Annotated in this window: 23 protein-coding genes; 11 read left to right on the forward strand and 12 right to left on the reverse strand. The window is 41.6% G+C overall.

The window, feature by feature from the left end; translation table 11 throughout:
- Positions 1–51: 51 nt before the first annotated feature.
- The 11 genes from ABWH99_RS15805 to ABWH99_RS15855 all read left to right on the forward strand — a co-directional run bounded on the left by ABWH99_RS15805 (position 52) and on the right by ABWH99_RS15855 (position 8,910).
- Entirely contained in the window at positions 52–582 is a 531-nt protein-coding gene (locus ABWH99_RS15805) for an SRPBCC family protein (protein WP_375582813.1), read from the forward strand.
- Positions 579–875: a hypothetical protein gene (locus tag ABWH99_RS15810; protein ID WP_375582538.1), complete on the forward strand. Its 297-nt coding sequence runs from the start codon at positions 579–581 to the stop codon at positions 873–875. The genes ABWH99_RS15805 and ABWH99_RS15810 overlap by 4 nt, the downstream gene beginning before the upstream one ends.
- 2 nt (positions 876–877) lie before the next feature.
- The gene (gene tnpB, locus ABWH99_RS15815; protein ID WP_375582539.1) at positions 878–1,225 is read left to right on the forward strand and encodes an IS66 family insertion sequence element accessory protein TnpB; all 348 of its coding nucleotides are present in this window, start codon (positions 878–880) and stop codon (positions 1,223–1,225) included.
- Between the two features lie 74 nt (positions 1,226–1,299).
- A complete protein-coding gene (locus ABWH99_RS15820; RefSeq protein WP_375582808.1) occupies positions 1,300–2,889 on the forward strand; it encodes an IS66 family transposase in 1,590 nt (529 codons plus the stop codon).
- 43 nt (positions 2,890–2,932) lie between these two features.
- Entirely contained in the window at positions 2,933–3,820 is an 888-nt protein-coding gene (locus tag ABWH99_RS15825) for a haloalkane dehalogenase (RefSeq protein WP_375582814.1), read from the forward strand.
- A gap of 224 nt (positions 3,821–4,044) precedes the next feature.
- On the forward strand, positions 4,045–5,172 hold the full coding sequence (locus ABWH99_RS15830; RefSeq protein WP_375582815.1) for a glycoside hydrolase family protein: 1,128 nt from the start codon (positions 4,045–4,047) through the stop codon (positions 5,170–5,172).
- 312 nt (positions 5,173–5,484) lie between these two features.
- Positions 5,485–6,030, forward strand: coding sequence for a Crp/Fnr family transcriptional regulator (locus ABWH99_RS15835; protein ID WP_375582816.1), 546 nt, complete (start codon positions 5,485–5,487; stop codon positions 6,028–6,030).
- 75 nt (positions 6,031–6,105) lie between these two features.
- Positions 6,106–6,462 (forward strand): hypothetical protein, encoded by a 357-nt coding sequence (locus ABWH99_RS15840; protein ID WP_375582817.1) that lies wholly within the window; start codon positions 6,106–6,108, stop codon positions 6,460–6,462.
- Between the two features lie 31 nt (positions 6,463–6,493).
- Positions 6,494–7,321, forward strand: a complete 828-nt coding sequence (locus ABWH99_RS15845) for a type 1 glutamine amidotransferase domain-containing protein (RefSeq protein WP_375582818.1) — start codon at positions 6,494–6,496, stop codon at positions 7,319–7,321.
- Positions 7,314–8,285, forward strand: a complete 972-nt coding sequence (locus tag ABWH99_RS15850) for an MBL fold metallo-hydrolase (RefSeq protein WP_375582819.1) — start codon at positions 7,314–7,316, stop codon at positions 8,283–8,285. Before ABWH99_RS15845 ends, ABWH99_RS15850 begins: the two co-directional genes overlap by 8 nt.
- A 370-nt stretch (positions 8,286–8,655) precedes the next feature.
- A complete protein-coding gene (locus ABWH99_RS15855; protein ID WP_375582820.1) occupies positions 8,656–8,910 on the forward strand; it encodes an FAD-dependent oxidoreductase in 255 nt (84 codons plus the stop codon).
- A gap of 19 nt (positions 8,911–8,929) precedes the next feature.
- Here ABWH99_RS15855 and ABWH99_RS15860 read toward each other — a convergent pair whose 3' ends face one another.
- The 12 genes from ABWH99_RS15860 to ABWH99_RS15915 all read right to left on the reverse strand — a co-directional run bounded on the left by ABWH99_RS15860 (position 8,930) and on the right by ABWH99_RS15915 (position 20,231).
- Positions 8,930–10,519 carry an IS66 family transposase gene (locus ABWH99_RS15860; RefSeq protein WP_375582808.1) on the reverse strand — a complete coding sequence of 530 codons (1,590 nt, stop codon included), beginning with the start codon at positions 10,517–10,519 and terminating at the stop codon, positions 8,930–8,932.
- A 74-nt stretch (positions 10,520–10,593) separates the two neighbouring features.
- Positions 10,594–10,941 carry an IS66 family insertion sequence element accessory protein TnpB gene (gene tnpB / locus ABWH99_RS15865; RefSeq protein WP_375582539.1) on the reverse strand — a complete coding sequence of 116 codons (348 nt, stop codon included), beginning with the start codon at positions 10,939–10,941 and terminating at the stop codon, positions 10,594–10,596.
- Positions 10,942–10,943: 2 nt separating this feature from the next.
- Positions 10,944–11,240 (reverse strand): hypothetical protein, encoded by a 297-nt coding sequence (locus tag ABWH99_RS15870; RefSeq protein WP_375582538.1) that lies wholly within the window; start codon positions 11,238–11,240, stop codon positions 10,944–10,946.
- Positions 11,241–11,817: 577 nt separating this feature from the next.
- Positions 11,818–12,300, reverse strand: a complete 483-nt coding sequence (locus tag ABWH99_RS15875; protein WP_375582821.1) for a hypothetical protein — start codon at positions 12,298–12,300, stop codon at positions 11,818–11,820.
- Entirely contained in the window at positions 12,287–13,462 is a 1,176-nt protein-coding gene (locus ABWH99_RS15880) for a DUF4221 family protein (protein ID WP_375582822.1), read from the reverse strand. Before ABWH99_RS15880 ends, ABWH99_RS15875 begins: the two co-directional genes overlap by 14 nt.
- A 541-nt stretch (positions 13,463–14,003) precedes the next feature.
- A complete protein-coding gene (locus tag ABWH99_RS15885; RefSeq protein ID WP_375582823.1) occupies positions 14,004–15,356 on the reverse strand; it encodes a glycosyltransferase in 1,353 nt (450 codons plus the stop codon).
- Entirely contained in the window at positions 15,353–16,333 is a 981-nt protein-coding gene (locus ABWH99_RS15890; RefSeq protein WP_375582824.1) for a helix-turn-helix domain-containing protein, read from the reverse strand. The genes ABWH99_RS15885 and ABWH99_RS15890 overlap by 4 nt, the downstream gene beginning before the upstream one ends.
- Before the next feature lie 210 nt (positions 16,334–16,543).
- Positions 16,544–16,786, reverse strand: coding sequence for a hypothetical protein (locus tag ABWH99_RS15895; RefSeq protein ID WP_375582825.1), 243 nt, complete (start codon positions 16,784–16,786; stop codon positions 16,544–16,546).
- A 727-nt stretch (positions 16,787–17,513) separates the two neighbouring features.
- Positions 17,514–17,831, reverse strand: coding sequence for an integrase core domain-containing protein (locus tag ABWH99_RS15900; RefSeq protein WP_375582826.1), 318 nt, complete (start codon positions 17,829–17,831; stop codon positions 17,514–17,516).
- Positions 17,832–17,920: 89 nt separating this feature from the next.
- Complete coding sequence (locus ABWH99_RS15905; protein WP_375582808.1) at positions 17,921–19,510, reverse strand: IS66 family transposase; 1,590 nt, start codon at positions 19,508–19,510, stop codon at positions 17,921–17,923.
- Positions 19,511–19,584: 74 nt separating this feature from the next.
- The gene (gene tnpB, locus ABWH99_RS15910; RefSeq protein WP_375582539.1) at positions 19,585–19,932 is read right to left on the reverse strand and encodes an IS66 family insertion sequence element accessory protein TnpB; all 348 of its coding nucleotides are present in this window, start codon (positions 19,930–19,932) and stop codon (positions 19,585–19,587) included.
- A gap of 2 nt (positions 19,933–19,934) precedes the next feature.
- A complete protein-coding gene (locus ABWH99_RS15915) occupies positions 19,935–20,231 on the reverse strand; it encodes a hypothetical protein (RefSeq protein WP_375582538.1) in 297 nt (98 codons plus the stop codon).
- Positions 20,232–20,796 lie beyond the last annotated feature (565 nt).

A 20,796-nucleotide genomic window follows, 5' to 3' on the forward strand; every position in this document is an offset into this window, starting at 1 on the left:
AACCTTCTTGTATCTAAGTGCTGTAAACGATTTTAAAAAAAAATCAAAATTATGGAAATTAAAGTAAAGGTAAAGATCAATAAATCAATTGACGAAGTATGGAAGGTAATGGGCTATCAATTTGGAGAAGCCCATTTATGGTCGAGCAATTTTAAAACATCCAAGCCAGGTGGCGAGAAGAAATTTGAAGGGATAGGCTATTCTCTTCGTGATACGACCACTCCCAATGGAAACACTATTCAAGAGTTAAAGGAGTTTGACGCTGAAAATTATTCGCTTCAATACGAAATTATAGCCGGCAAACCAGAAATTGCCAAGTTTGTTTCTTCTCATTGGTATTTAAAAGAATCAGAAGAAGGTACAATAGCTTTTATGGATTCTGTATTGGAGCCTAAACAGGAACTTCCGCAAGAAATGACATCCAAGATTCAAAAGGGGTTAACGGCTTCATTTCAAACCTTAGCAGATGAGTTAAAATTCTATATCGAAGAGGGAAAACCCCATCCAAATAATCTGAAAGTAAGCGAACGCCCACCCCCATCTATTTTTTCTGGCAGGGGTTCGAGACCTTTGCCTGCATGAAAGATTTACAAACTATTTCCCCCAGGGATTATTATCATTCCCTTTATGAAGAGTGGAAGGCCAGTGGTATTTCCGTCGGTCTGTTCTGCAAGCAATCCTCAGTCAAGTACGCCACTTTCCGGTACTGGTCCAAGAAGTTTGGGCAGGAAAAGAATGTGGACACAGGTTTTACCGAGTTGCGTGTTAGCGATCCCGAACCTGAGCCTGTTGCGGTATTGAACTTTCCCAACGGGACCAGGCTTTCCTTTCAGCGCCTTCCGGATACCGCCTGGCTCAGAGCGCTGATATCGTAAGCATGCTTTCCCTTTCCTCTTCGGTACGCTATTTTCTATACCACAAGCCTGCCGACATGCGCTGCGGAATTTACTCCCTTGCCGGCCTTGTCCAAAACAATCTGGGACTTGATCCCCTTTCGGGTGACGTGTTTATTTTTATAGGCAAACGCGGCAACCAAATGCGTTTGCTCCAGTGGGACGGAGACGGCTACGCCATGTACATCAAGCGTCTGGAGTCGGGTACGTTCGAGCGTCCTAAAAACAGCAAAACACTGGTTTCCGCCAGGGAGCTGACCCTGGTTTTGCAGGGCGTGAAGCTTGCTTCCGTACAACTCAGAAAGCGGTACGAAAGGAATATTTTCACTTAAAAAAAAGTGAAAAATATTGTAAAAAAGTGGCCTTTAAATGATTTAAAGTCACTTTTTATATTTATTTTTATACTATGAATACAGCCGTACCGGACTATAAAGCGCTCTACCTGGAAAGCCAAAAACAGTTGGCCGAAAGCAGGCGCATGCTACTGGAAACGGAACTCAAACTTAAGTTAGCCCTACTGGACGCAGCCGAACTGCGGCGCAGGCACTTCTCCTCCTCAAAATCCGACAACCGGGTGAGCGGTTCGGGCAACGGGCAGCTGGGCCTCTTCCCCTTGGGTGCCGGGGAAGCCGATGTTCAAGCCTCCGAGGAGCTTACTGCCGCCGAGGTGGAAAAGGCGAACCTGGAGCAGGACATACAGGCACGCAAGCGTAGGAAAGCCGCAGCCCGAGGTCCCCGCATGGTGTTTCCCGAAAGCCTGGAGCGGGAAATCGATATCATAGACCCCAACCAAAACCTGGAAGGATACAAAATCATCGGAGAAGAAACCAGCGAGGTGTTGGTGATGGTACCCGCCAGTTTTAAAGTGCGCAGGACCGTTCGCAGGAAATGGGCCCTCATTGACCCTTCGCAAACCGGCAAAAAGGGAGTGCTGATCGCCCCAATCCCTTCCAGGACCGTAAACAGGGGACTCTTCGATGAATCGGTTCTGGCCCACCTGCTTACCTCCAAATTCGTGGATCACCTTCCCCTGTACAGGCAGCAGCAGATGTTCAGGCGAATAGGGCTCGAAATCCCCGCCTCCACGCTCATCGACAACACCAATGCAGCCTGTAAAGCAATCACCCCAATCTACAACGCACTCAAGCGCGAAACCCTGGCCAATCTCTATCTACAGGCAGACGAAACCCGGATGCAGGTACTCGAAAACGGAGGCGTGAAGGGTTCCTCCCATAGGGGTTTCGTGTGGGCCTATCATGCCCCCGTGGACGGGTTGGTATTCTTTGACTACCGGACCGCCAGGAACAAATCCGGCCCAGAGGAGATATTGGCCAATTACAAGGGCGTGGTCCAGACAGATGCCTATGAGGTTTACCATAGTCTTTTTGCCCGCAACAAAGGCATAAAGCACTATTATTGTATGGCTCATATCCGCCGCAAGTTCGACGAGGCAGCAGTTTATGACAGAGATAGGGCTTCTTGGGCGGTGGGGACGATTGCCAAACTGTATGCAGTAGAAAAACAGATCAGGGAAGCCGAACCGCCCCTTCCCGAAAACCTCATCGTCAAAAAACGGGTGGAGGAATCCCAACCCATACTGCGGGAAATCCACGACTGGATGCTCGCCGAGTATCCCAAGGTACTCCCTTCCTCACCGATAGGAAGGGCAATCGCCTATGCACTTCCGCTCATGGACAGCATGAAGCTATACACCCTCCACGGACAACTTCAGATTGACAACAACCTTATTGAAAACGCCATCAGACCGATTGCCCTGGGACGGAAAAACTACCTGTTCGCTGGTACCCACGCCACTGCTCAGAATGCCGCAATGATCTACTCCCTGTTCGCGACTTGCAAAAAGCACGAGGTAAATCCCCATGACTGGCTGCTCGACGTGCTGCGAAAACTCAACAACCCCACCTATGACGGCAAGTTCTCCGACCTGCTGCCCCACAGATGGAAAAATCATCAAGGGAATCCCAGAAAATTTTAATAGGGGGTTGGCCGTTTGCTTACATCTGAAAAAATAGACTACAATGAATAAGAAAGAAATATCAGCCACTTTTCCGTTTGAATCTAAATACATTAAAGTTAAAGGAAGTAATATTCACTACATAGGAGAAGGTAGCGGTGACCCTATTGTGTTTTTACATGGCAATCCTACCTCAAATTATTTATGGAGAAATATTATTCCTCATTTATCCAAACAAGGAAGGTGTATTGCCCCTGACTTAATAGGCATGGGAAAATCTGATAAACCAGATATAGAATATGGATTTGCAGATTCATATAGTTATTTGGAAGCATTTATAGAACAAATGGATTTGAAAAACATAACTCTTGTGCTTCACGATTGGGGTTCGGGGATGGGATTTAACTATGCCAACTTGCACCGAGAAAACATTAAAGCCATTGCCTTTATGGAGGCTATGTATGATGCTCCAACAATGTTCGACATGCCTCTTTCGGTAAAAATAGGACTGAAAGTTTTACGAAATCCGGTTTTGGGGAAGTTCATGGCGATGAATATGAACATGTTTATCAAAAAAATGCTCCCTGATATGATTGTTCGAGAATTAACCAAAGAAGAATTAGCATTCTATGCTGAACCATATAAAACTAAAAAGAGCAGATTCCCTTTGTGGAGATGGCCACAAGATGTTCCTTTTGCTGATGGCAAACCTACTGCAGCAACTCAAGCCGTTAAATCTTGGAGTGCTTGGTTGGCATCATCTGAAATTCCAAAATTATGTTTTTATGTTACCCCTGGGGTGGCAATTAAAGAAAAGGATGTGAAGGTAATTCGTGAAACTTTTAAGAACACAGAAATGATTCATTTGGGTGAAGGATTACATTTTATTCAAGAAGATTATCCTCACGAAATAGGAGAAGGTATTTCAAAATGGTATGATAGAATAAACTAAACACAACATGGTATAAAAGCAACAGCGGTTTGGGTGCAAACTTAAACCGTTTTTGTATTTAATTATGTACCTTACAATCAGATAGTTTTGCGGTGAAATATCCGCTACTGCTTTTATACTAAACGTTGTGTGCCATTAAATTAGAGAAGTTGCAGAGCGTATGAAAACAAGTTTAGCTTATTAAGGATTATCATATATAAAAACTAGCTTTTAAAATATTATTAATGAAGATTATAAGAACAATATGTTTAGCAATTGTGGTTTTGTCTACGATTTTTATTTCTTGTCAAGAGAAAAAAAGTAAGGAAACAGAATCTAGTAAACCGCAAAGCCTCAAAAACTACTTGCCAATTCCTACAGATATGTCTGAACGATGGAAATATATTGGAGAAGCAATAAATGAGCCTGGTTACGATATTTGGGGAAGCTCTCCCATAAGAGATGATCAAGGGAATATTCACCTTTTTTGTGCACGATGGGCCTCAAACAACTCTTTTACTACTGGTTGGCGCTTCAAAAGTGAAATTGCCCATTATTCATCAAAAAAACCTGAAGGTCCATTTAAATTTAATAAAATTATCGGGAAAGGGAAAGGAAACAATAAATGGAATGCCGCAGGCTTTCATAATCCTAGTATAAAGAAAATTGATGATAAATATGTTTTGGTATATATTGCCAATGATGGCGCAGAAAAGCATGGCCCCAACCAAAGAATAGGGATGCTTTTAAGTAATGATATCAATGGTCCATGGGTGGAAACTCCAAATGAGAATGAACCATTACTAAGCCCACCTGACGACAGTGAGATTTGGTGTTATAATAGTGGTTGTGGTGTAAATAATCCCAGCATACTAAAACATCCGAATGGAAAATATTTTTTGTATTTTAAAGCAATGTCTGGCCCACGTCCTGAAGGAAAAATAAGCATGGGACTTGCTATTTCAAGTAATTTGGAAGGTCCATATATTATCCAACCTAATCCCATTACCGCAAATAAAACCATAATAGAAGATGGTTATGTTTTTCTATGGAGGAATCAAATCTGCTTGTTAACCACTGATAATCATGGTATCATCGAAGAAGGAGGAGGTTTACTTTGGACATCTGAGGACGGACATAAATTCAATTCTGAACCATTTTCTGGATTTCACAATTTTGAAAGATCTTATCTTAAAGGGAACATTCCAGAAACAGCTAATGTTCGTTATACTAATAAAGTTAAATTTGAGAGACCTCAGATTTTATTAGACATTAATAATGAACCAGAATACCTTTATTGTCCAAGCGGCGTAGCAATCGATGGTAGTGATGGTACAAACTGCTATGTATTAAAATATCAGAAAGAAAAATAATTCAAATCGCTCAAAATCTTAATCCATCACTCAAATTTATTAATAACTACGTTTTTATTATTAATGTCAAAAAAAGTAATAACGGGCACACAACAAAAGCTATATGTAATGCGGGGTTCAGCGGGTAATTCAACCGCAGTTCTTCGTTGCAACAACGCCAATTCGTCCCTGAGGATTTGGTATAAAAACTAAAATATGAATAAACGAATTGGCTCAGTGGCAGCATGACAATGAAGTGTTTCAAAGACCCGCACTCCACATAGCCAAACCGTTCGCTGTAATTAGTTGAATTTTCATTCATCCTAAAGGAGCATGGATTTTAAAAGTCTCATTGTCTTGTTCAGAAATATCAAGACAAAGACATTCGAAAAAGGAGAGGTGATCATCCAGGCTGGATCTTCTGAAAAAGTTCTGTTTTATGTTAGAAAAGGCTTGGTACGCAGCTATCTCATAAATGACAACTCAGACGAAATCACCTTTCAACTGTTTCCAGAACAACAGCCTTTCGCAAACGCTCATGCAATCCTATTGGATGAGCCATCAAGGTTTACGTATCAATCTTTGGAGAAGTCAAAAGTCTATTTAATAGACTTTAACTCCTTCCAAAAGCTTACAGCACAGAATGCTCAACTCTTGGAGTTGAATAGATTGTTCCTCGGTAAGAGGTTACTTAAACAGTCCTTTCAACGCGTAGAGTCCTTTGTGCTTCTATCTCCAGAGGAACGTTATCAGAAATACATAAGGGATTTCCCAGAGATCAACAATCGTGCTCCTGACAAGTACATCGCCAATGTACTTGGTGTAACTCCCGTCTCACTAAGTAGAATCAGGCAAAGGATAGCCATGAAAAAGGATTAGTCCATTAATTATCCTTTGTTAATTGGAAATACACTTCTTGCAAATTAATTTTCCCGACTCATTCGTTGAGTAGGTATGAAACATTCTATTGCACTTATCGGATTCATTCTAACCCTGGCCTTCCCCCCATCACATGAGCCAATTGAAGGGGTATGGCACACGGGCCAGGACAATACAAGAATTGAAATCATTCAAGATCAGGGCGAATGGCTGGGAAAGATCAGGTCCTCCGACAACGATCTTGTAAGAATTGGGAAAATCGTACTAAAAGACTTGGAAAAACATGCAGACGTGTGGACAGGCAAGATCTTTTCACCCAAACGCGACCGATGGTTTGAAGTAGAAATAACCCCGACCGAAACGAAACTGCACCTGCTTGTATCTGCAGGTTTTTCGCAAAAACAGGTAGAATGGACAAGATCAAGCAATTGAAAAAATCAATAACAAATTACCGATCACTCGTATGAAGAAGAAAACACTTATCACAATCGGCATATTGGTGAGCATTCTTGCGATTTTAGTACTTCTGTTACCACAGATTCTAAAGGGATTTGGCTACCATCCAAACTATGAGAAAGCCAACTACAACTTCGAAGGCAAAAAGGCACTAATCATTACCACGAGCCATGACGTACTGGGCGAAACCGGTAAGGCTACCGGAGTTTACCCCTCGGAAATGACTATTCCATATTATGAATTTCTGGACGCTGGGCTTGAAGTGGATATAGCCAGCATCAAGGGAGGTAAAATTCCCTTGGAGCCTCAAGGCTTGCAATTTCCGATGAAATCGCATCAGGATGAGCGGTATCTGAAAGATGAGATTGCACAGCAGAAAACAAAGGAGTCTCTGAAGATTGACGATGTCGATTTCCTGGACTACGACATCATATTTATGAGTGGAGGTTGGGGTGCCTCCTACGATTTGGGTACGAGTGCAGTGTTAGGTGAAAAGATCTCTCAGGCGTATGAGGAAGGGATTTTGCTGGGTTCCGTTTGTCATGGTGTGCTTGGCTTCCTGATGGCTGAAGACACGACAGGTCAACCCTTGGTGGCAGGAAAAAAAATGACAGGAGTGACCGATAAGCAAGTAAAGGAACTGAACATAAGCATCACCCCCATGCACCCGGAAACAGAGTTGAGAAAACAAGGGGCCATCTTCCAAAGCAGCACGGGCTTCAGAGATTTCTTCGAAACATTGACAGTTGTAGATGGAACCATTGCGACCGGACAAAACCAAAACTCATCAGGAGAGACGGCTCAGAAATTGCTAAAAATGCTTTCTAATGAATAAGATCATCTCCAAGAACAAAAAGCTATTGATTGTCCTGGGCGCCTACCTGACGTTATGCGCATCCTTGGTGATACTGCTTCGAAACCCTTCCGACAGCCTTATTCAAGTTCTGTTCGAAGCCACTGTTTCATACAATCAGTCGCTCGACTACTTTGAGGAGGATGGGCTTTACATTTTAACGACCGGAACGGGAGCTCCTATGCCCGACAAAATGAGGGCAGGTCCACAAACTATTGTCGTGGCCGGGAAACAAGTTTTGGCCTTTGACGCAGGTCCTGGTAGTACGCTAAAGCAGGAACTCTCACCCGTAGATGTTGGCGCTGTGGATGCCTTGTTCGTGACACATTTTCACTCTGACCACATTGGTGGCATGGGAGAATTGATGTTAAAGCGATGGGGCAACGGCAGTCCTGAGCAACCTTTACCCATCTATGGGCCAGCTGGAATTGAAGCGGTGGTCAATGGTTTTGAATCAGCCTATGCATTTGACAAGGGCTACAGAATTGCTCATCACGGTGAAGAAGTAATGCCTCCAATGGGGTTTGGAGGAGTAGCGAATACGTTTGATTTAGGTTCGGATTTGATGAGCAGTGAGACAATCTACAAAAATGGAGATGTAGAAGTGATTGCTTTTAACGTAGCGCATGCTCCTGTTTTTCCAGCGGTGGGTTATCGGGTTAATTATAAAAGTCGAAGTGCAGTAATCACCGGTGATACGAAGTATACAGAGAGCCTGATCCACCATTCCAAGAATGCTGATGTCCTTGTCAGTGAAGCATTAAATATGAAATTCTCCAAAATGCTGGCGGTAGCCGGAGAAGATACGGAAACCAACATTTCCGCCATTGCTACTGACATTCTGGATTATCACATCAGCCCAAAGGAAGCAGCCGTTGTAGCAAGGGAAGCAGATGTTCAGCAATTGGTTATCACGCATATTCTTCCCCCGTGCCCTCAGATCTAATGGTTAGACCATTCCTAAAAGAAGCCCATGAAGTATATGATGGAAAAATCTACTTAGCAAATGATGGAACCTTGATCACCTTGCCAGTTAATTCGAATCAAGTTTTCATTGAAGAACTTTTGAAATAAAGAGATGAATAACAAAACGAATTATATAAAAGCGGTGATTGTGGTATTTGGCTTGCTCATTCTTACGAGAATTCCTACCATCGTATCAGGGAACTTAGACAACGTTACCTTCATATCAACGATTGTGGAAGCAGTGTTCTTTGCGTGGGGCATTCTGTTGCTCATGAAAAAGTGAAATATAACTACAGCCAACGTTTTGGCGATAGTGCATGCCCTGCGGGACACGCACCATAGCCAAAACGTTGGCATTAATTGTAGAACGTATGAAAATAGGAATTATCGGTGGAGGAATTACAGGGCTTACAGCTGCGTTGGCACTTCGTAAATCAGGAATCACATCAGTTGTTTACGAGCAAGCTGTTGAACTCAATGAAATTGGGGCTGGCATTTGGCTTCAACCGAATGCAATTAAGGTTTTGGATTGGCTTGGTTTAAAAGGGGAGATACAGAAACAGGGAATCGAGCTGAATAAAATGGAAATCACCAATAATCAGTAAGCAAACGGCCAACCCCCTATTAAAATTTTCTGGGATTCCCTTGATGATTTTTCCATCTGTGGGGCAGCAGGTCGGAGAACTTGCCGTCATAGGTGGGGTTGTTGAGTTTTCGCAGCACGTCGAGCAGCCAGTCATGGGGATTTACCTCGTGCTTTTTGCAAGTCGCGAACAGGGAGTAGATCATTGCGGCATTCTGAGCAGTGGCGTGGGTACCAGCGAACAGGTAGTTTTTCCGTCCCAGGGCAATCGGTCTGATGGCGTTTTCAATAAGGTTGTTGTCAATCTGAAGTTGTCCGTGGAGGGTGTATAGCTTCATGCTGTCCATGAGCGGAAGTGCATAGGCGATTGCCCTTCCTATCGGTGAGGAAGGGAGTACCTTGGGATACTCGGCGAGCATCCAGTCGTGGATTTCCCGCAGTATGGGTTGGGATTCCTCCACCCGTTTTTTGACGATGAGGTTTTCGGGAAGGGGCGGTTCGGCTTCCCTGATCTGTTTTTCTACTGCATACAGTTTGGCAATCGTCCCCACCGCCCAAGAAGCCCTATCTCTGTCATAAACTGCTGCCTCGTCGAACTTGCGGCGGATATGAGCCATACAATAATAGTGCTTTATGCCTTTGTTGCGGGCAAAAAGACTATGGTAAACCTCATAGGCATCTGTCTGGACCACGCCCTTGTAATTGGCCAATATCTCCTCTGGGCCGGATTTGTTCCTGGCGGTCCGGTAGTCAAAGAATACCAACCCGTCCACGGGGGCATGATAGGCCCACACGAAACCCCTATGGGAGGAACCCTTCACGCCTCCGTTTTCGAGTACCTGCATCCGGGTTTCGTCTGCCTGTAGATAGAGATTGGCCAGGGTTTCGCGCTTGAGTGCGTTGTAGATTGGGGTGATTGCTTTACAGGCTGCATTGGTGTTGTCGATGAGCGTGGAGGCGGGGATTTCGAGCCCTATTCGCCTGAACATCTGCTGCTGCCTGTACAGGGGAAGGTGATCCACGAATTTGGAGGTAAGCAGGTGGGCCAGAACCGATTCATCGAAGAGTCCCCTGTTTACGGTCCTGGAAGGGATTGGGGCGATCAGCACTCCCTTTTTGCCGGTTTGCGAAGGGTCAATGAGGGCCCATTTCCTGCGAACGGTCCTGCGCACTTTAAAACTGGCGGGTACCATCACCAACACCTCGCTGGTTTCTTCTCCGATGATTTTGTATCCTTCCAGGTTTTGGTTGGGGTCTATGATATCGATTTCCCGCTCCAGGCTTTCGGGAAACACCATGCGGGGACCTCGGGCTGCGGCTTTCCTACGCTTGCGTGCCTGTATGTCCTGCTCCAGGTTCGCCTTTTCCACCTCGGCGGCAGTAAGCTCCTCGGAGGCTTGAACATCGGCTTCCCCGGCACCCAAGGGGAAGAGGCCCAGCTGCCCGTTGCCCGAACCGCTCACCCGGTTGTCGGATTTTGAGGAGGAGAAGTGCCTGCGCCGCAGTTCGGCTGCGTCCAGTAGGGCTAACTTAAGTTTGAGTTCCGTTTCCAGTAGCATGCGCCTGCTTTCGGCCAACTGTTTTTGGCTTTCCAGGTAGAGCGCTTTATAGTCCGGTACGGCTGTATTCATAGTATAAAAATAAATATAAAAAGTGACTTTAAATCATTTAAAGGCCACTTTTTTACAATATTTTTCACTTTTTTTTAAGTGAAAATATTCCTTTCGTACCGCTTTCTGAGTTGTACGGAAGCAAGCTTCACGCCCTGCAAAACCAGGGTCAGCTCCCTGGCGGAAACCAGTGTTTTGCTGTTTTTAGGACGCTCGAACGTACCCGACTCCAGACGCTTGATGTACATGGCGTAGCCGTCTCCGTCCCACTGGAGCAAACGCATTTGGTTGCCGCGTTTGCCTATAAAAATAAACACGTCACCCGAAAGGGGATCAAGTCCCAGATTGTTTTGGACAAGGCCGGCAAGGGAGTAAATTCCGCAGCGCATGTCGGCAGGCTTGTGGTATAGAAAATAGCGTACCGAAGAGGAAAGGGAAAGCATGCTTACGATATCAGCGCTCTGAGCCAGGCGGTATCCGGAAGGCGCTGAAAGGAAAGCCTGGTCCCGTTGGGAAAGTTCAATACCGCAACAGGCTCAGGTTCGGGATCGCTAACACGCAACTCGGTAAAACCTGTGTCCACATTCTTTTCCTGCCCAAACTTCTTGGACCAGTACCGGAAAGTGGCGTACTTGACTGAGGATTGCTTGCAGAACAGACCGACGGAAATACCACTGGCCTTCCACTCTTCATAAAGGGAATGATAATAATCCCTGGGGGAAATAGTTTGTAAATCTTTCATGCAGGCAAAGGTCTCGAACCCCTGCCAGAAAAAATAGATGGGGGTGGGCGTTCGCTTACTTTTATCCGGCAAAGGTTATGGCAGGCAAGCTGTATTGGACCAGGGAAAACCGAATATGACTGAAGGAAAAGAATAACAAACTGGCGGCCAGAACAATATAACATATCGCAACAAAATTAGGCACCATTTCCAGGAAAAGGGAAAGGAATGCCCCTAAACTGGACAACTATGAGGCAACCGAGTCAGAAAACCAAAAACATTCAATTTTGAACCCTAAACAGTAAGCTAAAAAGCTTAGCATCGGATGAACTCGAGGCAGCCACATAGGATACACAGCCAGTCAAGTTCAAAAATATCCTGGCAAATAGTGATTAGCACCCACTTTTTTTACATCGATACCCATCCTTCCATCTCATTTTTGCCAATTATTCATAACATGACCTATCATAAAGGAAACGGAAGAAGAACTCGAAAAGCATAATGCACTTATATATTTTCTATAAAAACAGAAACCTAAAGGCAATATAATTATATATTTTCATTAATTTACTCAAAAAATCGATTAAATTAATCAAATCTATAGATTTAACCTTTCTAAAATTTTATCAAAAACTTGAGGATTTTCGGGACTTACGAATTCAACCTCAAAATTATCGTTATTATTAATAAAAACAACTATTGGATAAATAGAGGTAATACCATATTTTCCTATAATACTACTTTTATCCAAATATACATCTTTATTATTTAATACATCAGAGCCAATTTTAATATTCAGTTGTTTAAGAGATTTAAAACTCGTCAAAATAAAGTGAATGTTATTATCATGTAAACCAGAGTTTAATATCATAAATTCTTCACAGGAACTTATGCAACCTGGACAACCCGCATTGGGTATAATCAGTACTATATCATCAGAATCGATATTACCTTCATAAATTTCTTCAAGGGCTAAAGATAGCGCATCGTTGTCAATTAAATCATTATTTTGATTTGAGTAGGAATTACATGAAACAAACAAAATAAAAATAATCCAAAGAAATATATTAATATTTTCCATCTAACTCAAATTTAAATACATCAAAAGTTAATATATCTTCGTTAACAAAATCCATCTTCATAATATGAATACCATTTTCATTCACAAAAATATTATTTATCCAATAATTATGATTATCAAAATCCACTTCTCCAATTTTGTTAAATTCATTATCTAATATTAATAAAGATGCTTTAGGAAATACGCTTAAAATTGGATCATTTAATGCTAAAATCTCCTCGCTAATAGGTTTATAAACAACCCTCATATAAATCTGATTATAAGGATCAAAATGAATAGTTCTATATGTTGATTGAACCCGCTCGTTATGAACTTCCATTTTTGGTGGAGGAGCATTTATTCTAGACTTTGTAGATAAAGGATTAACACCTTCAAAATATTTACTTCCTTGCCGGTACTTTTCAAATTCACCATCTTTCAGGACATAAATATAATCATCTATAGGAAAGCCCAAAATAATCTCAGAGGTCAAAGGGTTGATTGTATTATACATTACATGAAGCTGCATACCCCAAACCCCAGTCGAGTAAATTTCAGGATAAGAAAATTCATAATTTATCTCATTTTTAGTTAAATTTATCTTTGCTAATAGGCTTTCTGGATAATCTTTATTTCTATAATACTCTCTTTGAGAGCCCCAATTATTCAAAAAAAGGAAATCACCTCTTTTCATAATAGGTTGATTACCTGAAATATATGGCCTACTTATAAAACCCTTTCCCGAATTTTTGAAATCGTACATATTAACGATTTTTCCGAACCTATTTATATGATAAAGCCATGCACTTCTATAGGAATATACAAAAATAGAATCTAATGAATTCACTAAAAACCCACTAATATTACCTACCCCATTAGGTCCTTCAATCTCCATCCGTAATTTAAAATCTAATTTTTCATTTTTATAGTCGTAAAAAATTAGTGTATTTTGATTTTTGTTTAAGTAAGCGATTAGATTCTTGCCTTCACCTTCTATATATTGAAAATTATTATTCCCACCAGTAGTAGTTGAATCCAAAGGAAATATTTTAGAATCAATCTTTTTAAATTCGAAATTCCTTGAACTGATTGAATTTTCATAGGAATGTATGCTATTATTTTTGGAATTGCAACAAGTTAAAGTAAATAATATACTTATCACAAATATTAAATCTCTCTTCATTTTATTATACTTTATAAAAGAGTTAACCTACATCGATTACCTAAATATTTAATGTAGGTTAACTCTAAATTTTAATTAACATTCAGCCCCTATTATGCAATGTTGATCTTCATCCCGTTCAAGGCATACAAATTCTCCATTTTCGTTGAAGCATCTCCCGTTAACACCAGGTTTTGTAGTCAATGTACAGTCAGCGTTTGCATTTGGACTCCCAATAACGAACATTGCTAGAGAGGCAATAACTAATGTGATTCTAGATTTCATGTTTTTATAATTTAAGTTAAACATATTTCAAAGGTAGATTAAGAATTTGTGACATACAATACCATTTATTATATAGTTAATACCATTTTTAATATTAATTAAATGTCTTATTTAATAATATCATCAGTTGAATTAGGTACTTGATTAATAAGTATTTCAATTTGTTAGAGAATTTCGTTTATTGGAGAAAGCCAGTATATTAGAACTTTGAAGGTGTTTCCCGAAATAAAACTCATTTTAGATCGAATTTACCTCGAATAAATTAATGACTATGTGCCTAATTCAAATAATCAGATATCAAACTTAACCCACTTTTGAAATCTCTGCTTTTATTCAATTCTTTCATCATATTAATTGTTTTATTCCTAAACACATCATTATCTAATAGTTTAGTTACTTTAGCCTTAATTAATTCACTGGAATCTCTATTTAAATCGCCAGATAATCCCACGCCATGATAACATACCCTCGCTGAATTACCCTTTTGATCGAGATTAAGGTCTAGTGGAAAAACCAACATGGGCACTCCGCTCAAAATACATTCGGTAACGGATTGCATACCTCCATGGTTAATCATCAGGCTGGCCTTGTTAAGCAGAGCCAACTGTGGTACTTTCTGAAAAATAAAAATATTGGAGGAACCGGAAAGGTCCCCACGCAAATAAATATCTTTCCCTGTTGAAAGGACTAAAATAAGTTTAGGATTGTTAATGAAAACTTGCAAGATTTTAGTATAAAATACAATCCTTTTTTGCCTGTGTTTAAAATCATAACTTCCCATAGCACAATACACCAATTTTTTTCCTTCATAATTTATCATTTCATCGATTTTTTCCATTTTCAAAGGGAAAGAGGAATCACAGTCAGTTTCATTTCTTTTCATATCCACCACTGGTCCGATATGAAATTGATTAAGCGAAAAATCCCTGGGAAAGTCAAATTCTTTGGGCGATAATATAATCTCAGGAACATATTTCCAACCAAAATGGGAAGAACGATCGGTAATGGTAAGTTTTCCGAAATTAAGTCCGGCTTTTTGGGCATAAATTTTGCACAGTCGGTAAGGTGAAATTTTACCTATAGTTAGATAATGGTCCCTTAAACTCCGAAGTCTGTACACCGATAACCTTTTCAACCAAAGCCATTCAACCAATATTTTTGAAAATACGCTATCCTGCATGGGAATATAAGATGAAGTGAATGGTGGCACATAAGGTGATCGATTAAGACAAACCTTTGTACAAGTAATCATGAAAGGGACCTTTTTTTTGTATAAAAAAACTGAGAAATAAATTAGCGACAAATCCACTACTATTAGGTCCGGAGAAATTTGGTAAAGAAGTTCATCATAAAAATTACCTTTTAAAAAAGTTTTTCCATAGTTTCTTTTAATTTTGTAAGCCATAAAGGCATTTTTAAAGATTCCTTGCCCCTTCTTCTTTTGATTTAATGGAAAATGATCTCTGGGATAGGAAAAAAACTCAAACCCCAAAGAACGAAAATGGGATTGTCTATCAGGACTTGAAAAATAAACAATCCTATTCCCCCCTGATTGAAGGGACTTTGCCAACTTATAAGAGGCGTTTAAGTGGCTAGACGTAGGAAGAATGTGAAATACTACCGTTTTCATACCCACCCCACTTTTTTTACCTGTTGTGGAGTATATCCAAACCAGGATTTAAATGCCCGTGAAAAATGGTTAGGTGAAGAATAATGTAATGAATAACTTAGTTCATTTACATTCATGGCTCCATTTGAAAGTTGTTCCCATGCATATTGCATTTTTGTCTTGGTAAGGAGTGCTTTAATTGTAATTCCAAGATAAGATTTCAAAATTTTATTCAGTATTTGGGGAGTATAAATACAACTAAATTCTTCATAAAAAGTGGACAAACTAGGAATGTAAAGAAAATTCGACTCAATATAATCAATTATTTTATCGATTGTTCCTATCTCGTCAACTAACTGGATCGTTTGGCCTTTTGAAAACTTGGTCCCCGACAATTGAAGAAAAAGCAATTCTTTAATTTTAAGATTGAGATAGTTTTCACAAATACTATTCGAATTTATGATTTTTTTTATTTGTCGAACAACCTCTTTTAATTGCCAATTAATCAATTGTGGATGGAAAATATCACCTAAATTATTAAATGGATTATCTGGGCCAATAGAAACTAATTCATCTTTAAATCGAAAAACCAAATCTTGACTCATTACCACTGTAAGTGATTCAAATTTTTCTTGTGAAAGCACAGTCTTCGTCCACCGTTTATCAAAGGTTATATTGTGAAACCCGGAAAAAATAACTCTCGAATAATTTTTTGTCCCTATTGTGGCTTGCCCTTTTAAAGCAAAGGTTGAAAAAAAAGATTCTTTGTCAAATCCTTCTGATACACCCGCAATTTCGGTATTTTTGCATTGAATATATACCAGTTTAAATTGGTCGCCAGAATATCCGCATACTTCGCCTGTAGGCTTTCGGGATTTCCCTAACACCATTTTTGACAATTGGTTTTTTCTAAGTGGAAAAAGGTGCGTACGTTTACCCCCCTCCCTTAAGGAAATTTCTCCAACATTTTTCTCATTAAAGATTTCATTTCTCATCATAAAATTCTTTTCGTTGATAAAAATATTTTTGAATACCTAAATATTTAAAATATATCGCTATTTTTCAAATCATTTTAATTGAAATTTTCAAAAAAAAAAAAATAGTCATATTTTATTTTATAAAATAAGGCACTTATCAAATAAACGCTATGTGCGGATAACGTGGCTTTGCTACCATCCTTTGCATTAGATTCTCAAAAATTCCTACTTTCATTTAATACCAATTGTATTAGTAGGTATACTCGTTGATGTAGGGTTGAAGGATCTAACCGAATTCAAGGCACTTCTCAACTTGGCTTTAAACATCATAATCACCCAATACACCTGCTTAAAATTCTCATCCTTTTTTCCCGATTTTTCAAGTACCAGTTTCCGGAAATGAGCCTGCATACCCTTGTAGCCGCTCCACCATTCAATCTTTGCCTTGGCGTCTTTATCAATGTGATCCTTCATTTATCCTCCTAGATTGACTTCAGAGGCAGTTTCAGTAACTCTTCCGTATCAACGGGAAACAGGTCCCTAAATTCAAATATTGACAGACTCTTATATTTTTTCCATGTATTCAGCGTTTAACGCTAAAAAGACGCTTTTTTTGTCATTAAACAACGGCTTGTTCAATTATTATAATATTACCAAATGAGCTTGAAGAGGTAATAAATTAATTATTCCGCTCTGGTTTGGGGCTTTGAATCCTAGGAATAAGCCCTCTAATACTAGATTAGAGGGCTTGGAATTAATTTTCATAAATTACTGTGACAAAATTTTAATCAGCATTCAAACACACAATCAATAGAAAAACCACGGGGAATACATTCAAACTCTCCGCTAGATGCGTTTAAATAACATTTCGCATTATTGTTTCCTTCTTCAGTAGTACATTCCGCTTTTGCGTTTGGGCTCCCGAATATTAACATAGTGAGTGACGCAGTCAATAAAGTGATTTTAGATTTCATATTTTTGATATTAAGTTAAACATTTTTGAATTTAAACCTCTTTTTATAATTAAATGCTACCATTTTAATAAATTTAATACCAAAAAAAAATTGAGCATCCCCCAATAGTTAGGACAGATTTGATATAACTTCTAGTATACAGAGGCCGGTTGAGTTTTCCATATTTCCACACCTGAAAATCCTTTTTTAGATTTTCAGGTGAGTGTGTGAATGTGGTAAACTCTGTTTCATGCCACCTGTTCAACCAAGGAATAGGCTTCAGAAGGAATTTGACTGTCTAGACTACTGTGTCTTCTTCGATTGTTGTAGTAGTCCATGTATTCTGCTATCTGAGCATAGAGATCCAGTCCATCCTGTGGTGGATTGAGATAGATCTTTTCATATTTGATAGTTCGCCAGAACCGCTCGATAAACACATTGTCAATTGCTCTGCCTTTGCCATCTATGCTCAGACGGATTCCATTGGAGAATACTGCTTGGGTAAATACTTCTGAGCTCAGTAAACTGGCTTCCCTGATCCGTATTGAGAATCTCTGGACATCCATACTGAGTGATGGCCTCTTCAAGCACTTCTTTGCACCATTCTGCATCTATGTTGTTCGAGATAGACCGTAAGCAAACGGCCAACCCCCTATTAAAATTTTCTGGGATTCCCTTGATGATTTTTCCATCTGTGGGGCAGCAGGTCGGAGAACTTGCCGTCATAGGTGGGGTTGTTGAGTTTTCGCAGCACGTCGAGCAGCCAGTCATGGGGATTTACCTCGTGCTTTTTGCAAGTCGCGAACAGGGAGTAGATCATTGCGGCATTCTGAGCAGTGGCGTGGGTACCAGCGAACAGGTAGTTTTTCCGTCCCAGGGCAATCGGTCTGATGGCGTTTTCAATAAGGTTGTTGTCAATCTGAAGTTGTCCGTGGAGGGTGTATAGCTTCATGCTGTCCATGAGCGGAAGTGCATAGGCGATTGCCCTTCCTATCGGTGAGGAAGGGAGTACCTTGGGATACTCGGCGAGCATCCAGTCGTGGATTTCCCGCAGTATGGGTTGGGATTCCTCCACCCGTTTTTTGACGATGAGGTTTTCGGGAAGGGGCGGTTCGGCTTCCCTGATCTGTTTTTCTACTGCATACAGTTTGGCAATCGTCCCCACCGCCCAAGAAGCCCTATCTCTGTCATAAACTGCTGCCTCGTCGAACTTGCGGCGGATATGAGCCATACAATAATAGTGCTTTATGCCTTTGTTGCGGGCAAAAAGACTATGGTAAACCTCATAGGCATCTGTCTGGACCACGCCCTTGTAATTGGCCAATATCTCCTCTGGGCCGGATTTGTTCCTGGCGGTCCGGTAGTCAAAGAATACCAACCCGTCCACGGGGGCATGATAGGCCCACACGAAACCCCTATGGGAGGAACCCTTCACGCCTCCGTTTTCGAGTACCTGCATCCGGGTTTCGTCTGCCTGTAGATAGAGATTGGCCAGGGTTTCGCGCTTGAGTGCGTTGTAGATTGGGGTGATTGCTTTACAGGCTGCATTGGTGTTGTCGATGAGCGTGGAGGCGGGGATTTCGAGCCCTATTCGCCTGAACATCTGCTGCTGCCTGTACAGGGGAAGGTGATCCACGAATTTGGAGGTAAGCAGGTGGGCCAGAACCGATTCATCGAAGAGTCCCCTGTTTACGGTCCTGGAAGGGATTGGGGCGATCAGCACTCCCTTTTTGCCGGTTTGCGAAGGGTCAATGAGGGCCCATTTCCTGCGAACGGTCCTGCGCACTTTAAAACTGGCGGGTACCATCACCAACACCTCGCTGGTTTCTTCTCCGATGATTTTGTATCCTTCCAGGTTTTGGTTGGGGTCTATGATATCGATTTCCCGCTCCAGGCTTTCGGGAAACACCATGCGGGGACCTCGGGCTGCGGCTTTCCTACGCTTGCGTGCCTGTATGTCCTGCTCCAGGTTCGCCTTTTCCACCTCGGCGGCAGTAAGCTCCTCGGAGGCTTGAACATCGGCTTCCCCGGCACCCAAGGGGAAGAGGCCCAGCTGCCCGTTGCCCGAACCGCTCACCCGGTTGTCGGATTTTGAGGAGGAGAAGTGCCTGCGCCGCAGTTCGGCTGCGTCCAGTAGGGCTAACTTAAGTTTGAGTTCCGTTTCCAGTAGCATGCGCCTGCTTTCGGCCAACTGTTTTTGGCTTTCCAGGTAGAGCGCTTTATAGTCCGGTACGGCTGTATTCATAGTATAAAAATAAATATAAAAAGTGACTTTAAATCATTTAAAGGCCACTTTTTTACAATATTTTTCACTTTTTTTTAAGTGAAAATATTCCTTTCGTACCGCTTTCTGAGTTGTACGGAAGCAAGCTTCACGCCCTGCAAAACCAGGGTCAGCTCCCTGGCGGAAACCAGTGTTTTGCTGTTTTTAGGACGCTCGAACGTACCCGACTCCAGACGCTTGATGTACATGGCGTAGCCGTCTCCGTCCCACTGGAGCAAACGCATTTGGTTGCCGCGTTTGCCTATAAAAATAAACACGTCACCCGAAAGGGGATCAAGTCCCAGATTGTTTTGGACAAGGCCGGCAAGGGAGTAAATTCCGCAGCGCATGTCGGCAGGCTTGTGGTATAGAAAATAGCGTACCGAAGAGGAAAGGGAAAGCATGCTTACGATATCAGCGCTCTGAGCCAGGCGGTATCCGGAAGGCGCTGAAAGGAAAGCCTGGTCCCGTTGGGAAAGTTCAATACCGCAACAGGCTCAGGTTCGGGATCGCTAACACGCAACTCGGTAAAACCTGTGTCCACATTCTTTTCCTGCCCAAACTTCTTGGACCAGTACCGGAAAGTGGCGTACTTGACTGAGGATTGCTTGCAGAACAGACCGACGGAAATACCACTGGCCTTCCACTCTTCATAAAGGGAATGATAATAATCCCTGGGGGAAATAGTTTGTAAATCTTTCATGCAGGCAAAGGTCTCGAACCCCTGCCAGAAAAAATAGATGGGGGTGGGCGTTCGCTTACAGTCACTGGGATACCAAACCCCTTCTGAATATGCGGCGTAAGGTTTTCCAAAGGAATAAAACTCCCAAAACAGGGAGACAAAAAGGCTGCCCACTGGACAGCCTTGGAACCCGTTTCGGTCGGCCAGCCCTATCCCTGGTGGGTTGCTCCTCAGCAGCGCCCACTTCCGTTTCGGACCGGCATGGCAAAATTCAAAACAAAAACCTACATTTACAACCTGTCAAAATTCCCAGCCATATACCGTTTTTGTTGATTAGATTTTATGTTATGGATACAAATAGAAACACTTCGGATTCTTTAAAGGAAACGCAATCGCTTCTTGTAATCGAAGAAACGATACAGGTTTCGAAATAATAAACGCAAACAAGACGGTGTACAGGACTGTGAGCTCCCGTAATTGGGACAAGACCCCTTCAGAAATCCCACACTTTGTCTGAAAAGGCACGCCTTCAGTCCTGAATTTTACGCAGGCCACCTTCGGAAACCGAAAAAGTCCCTTGCCTTGG

It is taken from the genome of Cyclobacterium xiamenense, assembly GCF_042140265.1.
GTDB classification, from domain to species: domain Bacteria; phylum Bacteroidota; class Bacteroidia; order Cytophagales; family Cyclobacteriaceae; genus Cyclobacterium; species Cyclobacterium xiamenense_A.

Excerpts from the sequence above, each read along its gene's own strand:
- ABWH99_RS15805 (WP_375582813.1), top strand. The coding sequence starts at position 52 with ATGGAAATTAAAGTAAAGGTAAAGATCAATAAATCAATTGACGAAGTA.
- ABWH99_RS15810 (WP_375582538.1), top strand. The coding sequence starts at position 579 with ATGAAAGATTTACAAACTATTTCCCCCAGGGATTATTATCATTCCCTT.
- tnpB (WP_375582539.1), top strand. The coding sequence starts at position 878 with ATGCTTTCCCTTTCCTCTTCGGTACGCTATTTTCTATACCACAAGCCT.
- ABWH99_RS15820 (WP_375582808.1), top strand. The coding sequence starts at position 1,300 with ATGAATACAGCCGTACCGGACTATAAAGCGCTCTACCTGGAAAGCCAA.
- ABWH99_RS15825 (WP_375582814.1), top strand. The coding sequence starts at position 2,933 with ATGAATAAGAAAGAAATATCAGCCACTTTTCCGTTTGAATCTAAATAC.
- ABWH99_RS15830 (WP_375582815.1), top strand. The coding sequence starts at position 4,045 with ATGAAGATTATAAGAACAATATGTTTAGCAATTGTGGTTTTGTCTACG.
- ABWH99_RS15835 (WP_375582816.1), top strand. The coding sequence starts at position 5,485 with ATGGATTTTAAAAGTCTCATTGTCTTGTTCAGAAATATCAAGACAAAG.
- ABWH99_RS15840 (WP_375582817.1), top strand. The coding sequence starts at position 6,106 with ATGAAACATTCTATTGCACTTATCGGATTCATTCTAACCCTGGCCTTC.
- ABWH99_RS15845 (WP_375582818.1), top strand. The coding sequence starts at position 6,494 with ATGAAGAAGAAAACACTTATCACAATCGGCATATTGGTGAGCATTCTT.
- ABWH99_RS15850 (WP_375582819.1), top strand. The coding sequence starts at position 7,314 with ATGAATAAGATCATCTCCAAGAACAAAAAGCTATTGATTGTCCTGGGC.
- ABWH99_RS15860 (WP_375582808.1), bottom strand. The coding sequence starts at position 10,519 with ATGAATACAGCCGTACCGGACTATAAAGCGCTCTACCTGGAAAGCCAA.
- tnpB (WP_375582539.1), bottom strand. The coding sequence starts at position 10,941 with ATGCTTTCCCTTTCCTCTTCGGTACGCTATTTTCTATACCACAAGCCT.
- ABWH99_RS15870 (WP_375582538.1), bottom strand. The coding sequence starts at position 11,240 with ATGAAAGATTTACAAACTATTTCCCCCAGGGATTATTATCATTCCCTT.
- ABWH99_RS15875 (WP_375582821.1), bottom strand. The coding sequence starts at position 12,300 with ATGGAAAATATTAATATATTTCTTTGGATTATTTTTATTTTGTTTGTT.
- ABWH99_RS15880 (WP_375582822.1), bottom strand. The coding sequence starts at position 13,462 with ATGAAGAGAGATTTAATATTTGTGATAAGTATATTATTTACTTTAACT.
- ABWH99_RS15885 (WP_375582823.1), bottom strand. The coding sequence starts at position 15,356 with ATGAAAACGGTAGTATTTCACATTCTTCCTACGTCTAGCCACTTAAAC.
- ABWH99_RS15890 (WP_375582824.1), bottom strand. The coding sequence starts at position 16,333 with ATGATGAGAAATGAAATCTTTAATGAGAAAAATGTTGGAGAAATTTCC.
- ABWH99_RS15895 (WP_375582825.1), bottom strand. The coding sequence starts at position 16,786 with ATGAAGGATCACATTGATAAAGACGCCAAGGCAAAGATTGAATGGTGG.
- ABWH99_RS15900 (WP_375582826.1), bottom strand. The coding sequence starts at position 17,831 with ATGGATGTCCAGAGATTCTCAATACGGATCAGGGAAGCCAGTTTACTG.
- ABWH99_RS15905 (WP_375582808.1), bottom strand. The coding sequence starts at position 19,510 with ATGAATACAGCCGTACCGGACTATAAAGCGCTCTACCTGGAAAGCCAA.
- tnpB (WP_375582539.1), bottom strand. The coding sequence starts at position 19,932 with ATGCTTTCCCTTTCCTCTTCGGTACGCTATTTTCTATACCACAAGCCT.
- ABWH99_RS15915 (WP_375582538.1), bottom strand. The coding sequence starts at position 20,231 with ATGAAAGATTTACAAACTATTTCCCCCAGGGATTATTATCATTCCCTT.